This window comes from Hassallia byssoidea VB512170 (assembly GCF_000817785.2).
Taxonomy (GTDB): domain Bacteria; phylum Cyanobacteriota; class Cyanobacteriia; order Cyanobacteriales; family Nostocaceae; genus Hassallia; species Hassallia carrinoi.
In genome coordinates, this window is the sequence record NZ_JTCM02000178.1 from 1 (window position 1) to 7,606 (window position 7,606).

Genomic DNA, 7,606 nt, shown 5'->3' on the forward strand with positions numbered 1-7,606 from the left:
TTTCACGGCAGGTGCTACAACGGGGCGGCACGTTTTGGGGGGAAGCTTCCCCCCAAAAGCTGCCTTGGGAACCCCCGCAACGCACTGCCTCCCCTTTTCCCTTTTCCCTTTCCCCCTCCTCAAATTGCCCAATGCCCTTAGTCAAAAATTAACAAAAATACCGCAAGATGACATCAAGGATTTGGGCATCCTAAAAATTAGGAGTTAAGTATTTTTGTTTGCAACCATGTCTATTTTAATATCTGTTGCCCAATCGCCAGGGTCTAAGATTAGTAAGGCAACTCAGCAAGTGCCAGTCGCACCAGCAAACAATCAGCAAATACCGCAATTGTTGTTAGTCGTAACCTCTGGAGTACTAACTTTGACGGTGATTGCTTTGATTGTATATGGCAAACTTGAGATGAAGAAGCTGGAGAAGAAAATCAAGTTTGAAAAATTTCGGGCGCGAGAACTAGAGAAAAAGTTTAAGCTAGCGCTGGAAACAATTAGAAAAATGGAGACTAATCCCGATTTGATTAACTCACGGGATTTTAATTTGGATTATTTGCGAATGCGGATGGCTGAGGAGGTTTTTCATTTTGCGATCGTCAATCAAGTAAAAATCAAAGTCAAAGAGCAAATTTCTCAAGCACTACGTCCAAACCAGGCTCAACAAGGAATTGTTGGGATTGCCAATAGTTCTGGACGGCAGGTGGATCAGGTTTTTGATGTAGAGTACGAGACTAATATAGAGGGAGTTCCTGCCAAGCGAGTGCTGTTTCGCGTTCAAATTCGGTTAATGAAGTTACCCACGCAAGCAACTTCTGCCAGCATCAGCCAAATTATCGATTGTATTGAAACTTATCTTAGCCCTGCTGAAGACCAAGATACTTGGCAACCGACGATTCAAGGTAGAATTGCTTATATGCATTGGGATCAAAAGGCTAAACCCACGCCTTTGCTGGTGCTGGAACAATCAAATGAAGGTGTGAATGTGACTTTCCGTACTAGTCGTCAAGCAAATTCTCCGTCACCCGATAAGCTATCTGGAACGAAAAAATCACATTTCTAGGTAATAACTGTGTATATTTATGAGTTATGAGCTACCAGCTATGAGTTACGAGTTGTGATGTTTAACTTTTGACTCATAATTATTAACCGAATAATTATTAATTCATAATTAAAAAATGGGTACAACCTCCCACTCAATTTTTGATGAGCGTGGTCTTCACTATAAGTGGAGAGTAACTGCGACCCACTTATAGTGTAATTATGAATTATTAATTATTAGTTATGAATTATTTTGACAGTGCTTTGGGAATTACGGGCTAAATGACCATCTTCCATTTCTAAGATGCGATCGGCAATATCTAAAATGCGGTTATCGTGGGTCACGAGCAAAATAGAGGTTCCCTGCTCTTTGGCAAGGGTCTGCATTATTTCTACCACATCGCGTCCTGATTGTTTGTCTAAAGCGGCTGTGGGTTCGTCTGCTAGCACTAGTGGGGGATGGTTCACTAAAGCGCGAGCGATCGCTATTCTTTGTTTTTGTCCACCAGAAAGATTGTCTGGGAAATAATTAATCCTGTCTTCTAAACCTACAGCTTGAAGCATCGCTTCTGATTTGTTAATCGCATGTTGCTTAGAAATCTCTTTGTTCAGTTCTACTGCCATTTGCACATTCTGTCTAGCGTTTAAGAACCCCAACAAGTTGTGAGCTTGGAAAATATAACCAATATTACGTCTAATTTCTACCAGTTTACTTTGACTGGCTCCAGATAGTTCTTCACCTAAAAATTTTAGACTTCCTTCTTGCACAGACCTCAATCCACCAATCAAGCTCAGTAATGTTGTTTTACCTGAACCTGATGGTCCGGTCATAATTACAATTTCCCCTGCATAAATCTCTAGATTTATGTCAAATAAAATCTGTCTTTTCAGCGAACCTTTACCGTAGTAATGGCAGATATTTTTGATGTCGATTACAGGTTTTTTTGTCATTATCTTTTGAAGAGGGGTTAGGAAAAGCGGTAGAGACGTTCCGGCGGAACGTCTGTACAAGGGTTAGGGGTTAAATTAAAATATATCTGCTGGATCGGCGGCTTCTAATTTACGCACGGCGATCGCACCGGAAATAAAGCACATTAAAATAGTTAAAATTAGCACCATTATTGCCCGATCCAAACTCATGAAAACTGGTAAAAGTGTCGCATCTTTAGCCAGTTTATATAAAAACATTGTAAAAGCCCATCCAGGCATGTATCCTAAAACTGCTAAAATTAAAGCTTCTTGAAGAATGACAAATAATAGATAATTTTGTGTATAGCCGATTGCCTTTAAGGTCGCATATTCAGCTAGATGTTCTGTAACTTCGCTATAAAGAATTTGATATACAATCACGGTTCCGACTACAAAACCCATGATTGTACCTAAGGTGAAAATAAATCCTATCGCTGTGCTGCTTGCCCAGTAATTTCTTTCAAACTCGATAAATTCTTGTTTAGTTAAAACGTTGATTTCTTTCGGTAAATAACTTCTCAATTGTTGCACAACTAAGTTCGCATTTGCTCCCGGCTTTAATTTAATTAAGCCTATATCAATCAATCCTCGCTGGCGATGGCTAAATATTCTAAAAAAGTTAACATCGCTAGTAATTAAATTACCATCGGCTCCAAATGATGCTCCTAAAGTAAATAATCCTGCTATTTTAATTTGTCTACCCCGCACTTCTGCTGTGACACTTTTACCTTGCTCAAAGTTAGCTACAACCGGACCATATTCTGTTCGAGAAGAACGGTCATATAAAACTACATCCGGCAGTTTCAGTTTATCTAAGTTTTCTTGAACTCCAGGCAAGTTAAATACATTAACTTCTGGGTTCATAGCTAAGGTGAGAATACTCCGGGGGCGACCTGTTATCGGATTTTTCCAACTGGCGTAATCTAAATATATAGGATGAACTGATTGCACTGCTGGCAAATCTAAAGCTTTATATAATCGCCTTTGTGAAAAGCTTTTCATTGCTAAGACGGCGTTAGATTGAGAGTTAATTAAAACAATATCACCTTGCAAACTGCTGTGCATCCGGACGTTACTGTAATACAGGGCATCGCGGAAACCAAGTTGCATAAACATGAGAACGTCGGCAAAGGCAATTCCTGCCAGAGCCACGATAAGGCGAGTTTTTTCGCGTGTTAATTGTAGCCATGCTAAAGGTATTTTTGGACTCATTTTATAGGGGTAATGGGGAATTGGTAATGGGGAATTGGTAATGGGGAATTGGTAATGGGGAATTGGTGATGGTTAAATGTTGATTTCGACTACTACTTTGGCGTTAGTTAAACCGCTAACTTTTTGGCTGGCTTCTAGAGGTAAGGCGATTTTTACTTCTACGACTCTGGCATCTACATCTGCTGCTGGATCTGTATTTAAGACGTCTTTTTTGCCGATTTTTCTGCCAACTTCAACGACTGTTCCTTGTAATTCGCCGTTAAAGGCACCGTTATCGCTAGCGATGGTGGCTTTTTGACCGAGACGTACTTTACCAATGCTGTCTTCGGGAACTTCGGCGATCGCAATCATTTGATCGGTTCTTCCAATCTCAGCGATGCCATCTACGCTCATGTTTTCTCCGGCTTTGGTGTGAATTTTGATGATTTCTCCGGGGATGGGTGCGGCAACGTAGCTTAATTTCAAGTCTGCTTGGGCTTTTCTGACGTTGGCGATCGCATTACTAACTTGAGCTTGTGCTATCAGTGCATCAGTGGGACGAACTTCTAAAAGTCTGTTGAATTTGGCTCTTTCTTCGTCAATTTGCCTTTGCAATGTCGCTAAGGTTTTATCGCGGTTGACTTTGGCTTCAATCAGTTGCTGTTGTAAAGTTGCTTGACTTTGTATTTGGTTTGCCCTAGCTTCGGCAAGTTGTTGTTGTAAAGTTGCTTTTGCTTGTCTTAAACTAGCTTGGCTTTCTGCAACTTGTTGAGAGGAAGTTACCGCACTCAAGCGTCTTCTTTCCCATTCTTGCTGAGAAATCGCACCTTCTCTGTATAATGTTTCGTAGCGTCGAGCATCGACTTGGGCGTTGTTAGCTTCGGCTTGGACGCGAGAAACGGTGGCTCTTAAAGTATCTCGTTGTCCTTGTAGTTCGGCTTCGAGACGATTAACTGTTGCTTGTTGGGCGATTTTTTCGCCACTTAACTGAGCTGCGATACGAGCGATCGTTGCTTGTTGAGCTTCACTTTCACCTCTTAATTGAGCCTGTAAACGAGAAATTACTGCTTTTTGAGCTTGAATGTCTCTTGGTGAACCCGCTCTGACTTGTGCTAAATTAGCGCGGGATTCTTGCAATTTTGCTTTGGCTTCTTCCACTGCTGCTGTTTGGCTATCGTGGTTATCCAAAATCGCCACTATTTGACCTTTCCTGACTCGCTCTCCTTCTTTCACCAAAATTTGCTCAACTCGTGAAGAAGCTTGCACTCCTGCGGTTGGTGCGGATAATTTAACTACTTCTCCTCGCGGTTCCAAACGTCCCACAGCACTGATACTAGTAGGAACTGGTGCTACTGGTACTGAACTGCTGAGTTTTTTTAACTGCTCAATTCTGGCTGTAGCTAGTACCCCGGAAGCGATGACTACTGGTAGGGCTACAGCGATACCCCACCAAATCTTAGGTTGATCAAGTGGTTGTTCGCTTGACCTTGAATTTTCATTCACCCTTGACATGGTATATTGTCCGTTTGATTGTGGTGATTGAAGTAAAAGACGTACTTGGATTAGTCAAAAAGCGGATTTAATGTAGTAAGGGCTTCAGCCCTTAAAAGCGAAGCTATGAGCGGTAAACCGCTCACTACGAATTAAGAGGATTTTAGCTATTAATTAAGCAGATAAATATGCAGTGCAGTATTTAGCCTTTTATGAGCAAAAGGCAATATTTACGAATCATTTCAGATGGCTACAGTTACTACAAGTTTTGCTCTATTGGTAGAGAGATTTGCTTAATTTGGTCAGATACGCCTGCTTAATTTTAGTTGATGCTATAGCAATCCTATTTCCCAATTGAAAATTTTTTAGATACCCGACTTATTAGATAAGTCGGGTATCTTGTTTTTTTAACGAATTCCGAAAGTTTATATCAAACTGTTAGTAGAATTACTCGCTGTGTGTAATGCTATTTTGTGACTCCATTAAACTGTTGTTTTCTGAATTCTACATTCATGATTTGCTGGAAAACGTAGCACAGCTTACAGATAAACAGTTTTCAGCATTTGAGGTGATAGTTATGCAGAAAAAGTGACAAGAAGTCAACATTTAGAATTATTGATATATTGTCACTTTATTTTTTTTGTATTTGTATGTCCTAATGCGAATAATTAATTTGGAAGGTCAAATAACACTGTAGTCATATAATTTTCAGCCCAATCTGAACCAAAGGCTTTTTCGAGTACGCGACGGGTTTTGTCGTTTTGTTGCTGTTTGGTGCAGTAATTATGCTGTCCGGCGATAATTTTTAATACTTGTTCTGGTGAAGCAGGATGAGAAGCGATCGCCTGCATACAATGAATATCTAAATAGTCTCGCACACGCGACAAAAACAGCGTTTCTTCTTCGGGAGAACCCGGACGAACAAAGATACAAAATTCCGAAAAGATATCTCCCCATTCCGGTAATTCACGGGGTTGAGAAAAGTTGGGTGCAGGTAATGCAGAGAGTTCAGAATTATACGCTTCTGGTAAAGTGCGTTGTGAAAGCGGAGATAAATCAGCGATCGCAGCACTAATTTGACCTCTACCCCCGACTAAATCGCAACCGAACATCGGCAAGTCGTATTCTGGACGGGGAAACATAACGCAGTGCAGAATATCTAACATAGTTCCCACCTTGGCTAGTTCCAAGTGCATCTTGCGGAACTGCGGTGTTTGATAGCAGCGGTTTTCAATCGTCAGTTTTTCACCTTCGAGTCTACCTTCTACATATCCCAACTCCGCCGGCAAATGGTAAGGTGATAAATCAAGGTGTTTGTGCCAAGCACCTTCAATGGTATCAGCCAACTGACGAATTAAAGGATGTTGTTGCTCACGCAGTGAGGGTGTAGAAGTAACTGACATGTTGTGATTGGGGAATATTGTCTATTTGTCAGTTTATCGCTGTTGGGGGATCGGGCGATCGCGCTGGTAATATAATCAAACAGAAGCCGGCACCCAAGAAGGGTGGGGCTTTTACAGGGGACGCGCTGTGGTAACGACACTCAGCGCGATCGCTACCAACATTAAAGCTTTCATTACAAACGTTAAAGCGATGCCTACGGCGGGCTGCGCCTACGCTACTTTCGTATTTGCTGTGGTTAGGATACGAAGGGCGATCGCATTATAAACCAGGCTGGTTATAATCTAGTGACTAAAAGAGATTGGATGGTTCTATGGCAATTACGCTTGAATTAACTCCAGAAATTGAAGCGCGTTTGCTAGCTCAAGCAGCAGCGCAGGGTATGACAGCCGAAGCATTTTTGAAAGCTGCAATCGAAAATTTCCTGAATGCTGAACCTTTGGTATACCGAGTTGGGACGACTTTAGTTGTTCAATCTACTCCAATTGGCAATCTGGAAACGTCTGTTGAGCAAATGCGGGAAGAACGAATAAATGGCTTAATTGCGGGTTATGAAAGTCCTATTTGATACTTCAGTATTGGTAGCAGCTTTTGAAGTTAGCCATCCTCGGCATGGTGTTTGTCTACCGTGGTTACAACGGGTGCAAGTCTCGGAAATTGACGGCTATCTTTCAACCCATACTTTTGCTGAACTTTATTCTGTTCTGACTCGCTTACCTGTAAGACCACCTATTTCGCCAACGATCGCCCAACGTTTAATCGATGATAACCTGAATTTGTTCGTAGCAATTCCGCTCACTGCTGATGATTACCAACAAGCGATCGCCTGTATGGTGGGGTTAAATCTTCTAGGTGGCGGAATTTTTGATGCGCTAATTGCCCAAGCTGCTCTCAAAGCAGGGGTCGATATATTACTCACGCTGAATCCAAACCACTTCACTCGACTGGGACAAGATTTAGCTAAACGGGTGCAAGTGCCGTCTTGAGCGTTTGTTTGTGATGCTTATTTAAGGCAATTTCGGCGATCGCTTTCAACTTGCAGGACGCACGACCATTAAAGCTGTGGTTACAAATATTCAAATCTTCATTACAAATATACAAGCGATCGCTACAAATATTCAAGCTGTGGTTACAAACATTCAAGCTTTCATTACAAACGTTAAAGCGATCGCTACTAACGTTGAAGCTGTGGTTACTAATGCTTTAACTTTCGTTACAAACATACAAGCGATCGCTACTTTCGTTAAAGCGATCGCGACCAACATTCAACTCTTACATAAGTCCTTTTTAATCTCCCGCGCATCCTCATCTTTAGAATTAGACTTGAGATAATTGCCGATAAACCCGCATCCCTCCTTAACTAAATAATCAAAATCTAACCTCCACAGTCTCACCGTGTTGTCTTTACTTCCAGAAGCGAGCATCTTGCCATCGGGGCTGAAGCTGACGCCATAAACCCAGTTTGTATGCCCAGTCAGGGTTTTAATTTCTTTGCCGGTGGAGGTGTCCCAGAGTTTCACCGTCT

General features: G+C 41.7%; 11 protein-coding genes. 5 read left to right on the forward strand and 6 right to left on the reverse strand.

Going from position 1 to position 7,606, the window contains the following annotated elements; all coding sequences use genetic code 11:
* Window positions 1-226 precede the first annotated feature (226 nt).
* Entirely contained in the window at window positions 227-1,051 is an 825-nt protein-coding gene (locus PI95_RS33865; protein ID WP_163519443.1) for a hypothetical protein, read from the forward strand.
* A gap of 215 nt (window positions 1,052-1,266) precedes the next feature.
* Here the strand turns inward: PI95_RS33865 and PI95_RS33870 are convergent, their stop codons facing one another.
* The 4 genes from PI95_RS33870 to PI95_RS33885 all read right to left on the reverse strand — a co-directional run bounded on the left by PI95_RS33870 (window position 1,267) and on the right by PI95_RS33885 (window position 6,083).
* Window positions 1,267-1,980 (reverse strand): DevA family ABC transporter ATP-binding protein, encoded by a 714-nt coding sequence (locus tag PI95_RS33870; protein WP_039743437.1) that lies wholly within the window; start codon window positions 1,978-1,980, stop codon window positions 1,267-1,269.
* Window positions 1,981-2,055: 75 nt separating this feature from the next.
* Window positions 2,056-3,210, reverse strand: a complete 1,155-nt coding sequence (gene devC / locus PI95_RS33875; RefSeq protein WP_039743435.1) for an ABC transporter permease DevC — start codon at window positions 3,208-3,210, stop codon at window positions 2,056-2,058.
* A gap of 72 nt (window positions 3,211-3,282) precedes the next feature.
* Window positions 3,283-4,701 (reverse strand): HlyD family efflux transporter periplasmic adaptor subunit, encoded by a 1,419-nt coding sequence (locus tag PI95_RS33880; RefSeq protein WP_039743434.1) that lies wholly within the window; start codon window positions 4,699-4,701, stop codon window positions 3,283-3,285.
* A 647-nt stretch (window positions 4,702-5,348) separates the two neighbouring features.
* The gene (locus PI95_RS33885; RefSeq protein ID WP_039743431.1) at window positions 5,349-6,083 is read right to left on the reverse strand and encodes a phycocyanobilin:ferredoxin oxidoreductase; all 735 of its coding nucleotides are present in this window, start codon (window positions 6,081-6,083) and stop codon (window positions 5,349-5,351) included.
* Between the two features lie 127 nt (window positions 6,084-6,210).
* Between PI95_RS33885 and PI95_RS33890 the strand changes: the two genes are divergently transcribed.
* The 3 genes from PI95_RS33890 to PI95_RS33900 are packed head-to-tail and all read left to right on the forward strand — an operon-like array spanning window position 6,211 to window position 7,067.
* Window positions 6,211-6,348, forward strand: a complete 138-nt coding sequence (locus PI95_RS33890; protein ID WP_163519444.1) for a hypothetical protein — start codon at window positions 6,211-6,213, stop codon at window positions 6,346-6,348.
* A gap of 46 nt (window positions 6,349-6,394) precedes the next feature.
* Window positions 6,395-6,649 carry a hypothetical protein gene (locus PI95_RS33895; protein WP_039743429.1) on the forward strand — a complete coding sequence of 85 codons (255 nt, stop codon included), beginning with the start codon at window positions 6,395-6,397 and terminating at the stop codon, window positions 6,647-6,649.
* Entirely contained in the window at window positions 6,633-7,067 is a 435-nt protein-coding gene (locus PI95_RS33900; RefSeq protein WP_039743426.1) for a type II toxin-antitoxin system VapC family toxin, read from the forward strand. Before PI95_RS33895 ends, PI95_RS33900 begins: the two co-directional genes overlap by 17 nt.
* On the opposite strand, the gene PI95_RS33905 is transcribed toward PI95_RS33900, so the two are convergent.
* Window positions 7,042-7,224 (reverse strand): hypothetical protein, encoded by a 183-nt coding sequence (locus PI95_RS33905; protein ID WP_163519445.1) that lies wholly within the window; start codon window positions 7,222-7,224, stop codon window positions 7,042-7,044. The genes PI95_RS33900 and PI95_RS33905 overlap by 26 nt on opposite strands.
* On the opposite strand from PI95_RS33905, the gene PI95_RS33910 reads away from it, so the two are divergent.
* Window positions 7,144-7,413: a hypothetical protein gene (locus tag PI95_RS33910; RefSeq protein WP_039743424.1), complete on the forward strand. Its 270-nt coding sequence runs from the start codon at window positions 7,144-7,146 to the stop codon at window positions 7,411-7,413. The genes PI95_RS33905 and PI95_RS33910 overlap by 81 nt on opposite strands.
* Here PI95_RS33910 and PI95_RS33915 read toward each other — a convergent pair.
* A complete protein-coding gene (locus PI95_RS33915) occupies window positions 7,347-7,601 on the reverse strand; it encodes a WD40 repeat domain-containing protein (RefSeq protein WP_336507654.1) in 255 nt (84 codons plus the stop codon). The two genes, PI95_RS33910 and PI95_RS33915, sit on opposite strands and share 67 nt — an antisense overlap.
* Window positions 7,602-7,606 lie beyond the last annotated feature (5 nt).

Coding starts and splice junctions, on each gene's coding strand:
- PI95_RS33865 (WP_163519443.1), top strand. CDS start 227: ATGTCTATTTTAATATCTGTTGCCCAATCGCCAGGGTCTAAGATTAGT.
- PI95_RS33900 (WP_039743426.1), top strand. CDS start 6,633: ATGAAAGTCCTATTTGATACTTCAGTATTGGTAGCAGCTTTTGAAGTT.
- devC (WP_039743435.1), bottom strand. CDS start 3,210: ATGAGTCCAAAAATACCTTTAGCATGGCTACAATTAACACGCGAAAAA.
- PI95_RS33880 (WP_039743434.1), bottom strand. CDS start 4,701: ATGTCAAGGGTGAATGAAAATTCAAGGTCAAGCGAACAACCACTTGAT.
- PI95_RS33895 (WP_039743429.1), top strand. CDS start 6,395: ATGGCAATTACGCTTGAATTAACTCCAGAAATTGAAGCGCGTTTGCTA.
- PI95_RS33885 (WP_039743431.1), bottom strand. CDS start 6,083: ATGTCAGTTACTTCTACACCCTCACTGCGTGAGCAACAACATCCTTTA.
- PI95_RS33870 (WP_039743437.1), bottom strand. CDS start 1,980: ATGACAAAAAAACCTGTAATCGACATCAAAAATATCTGCCATTACTAC.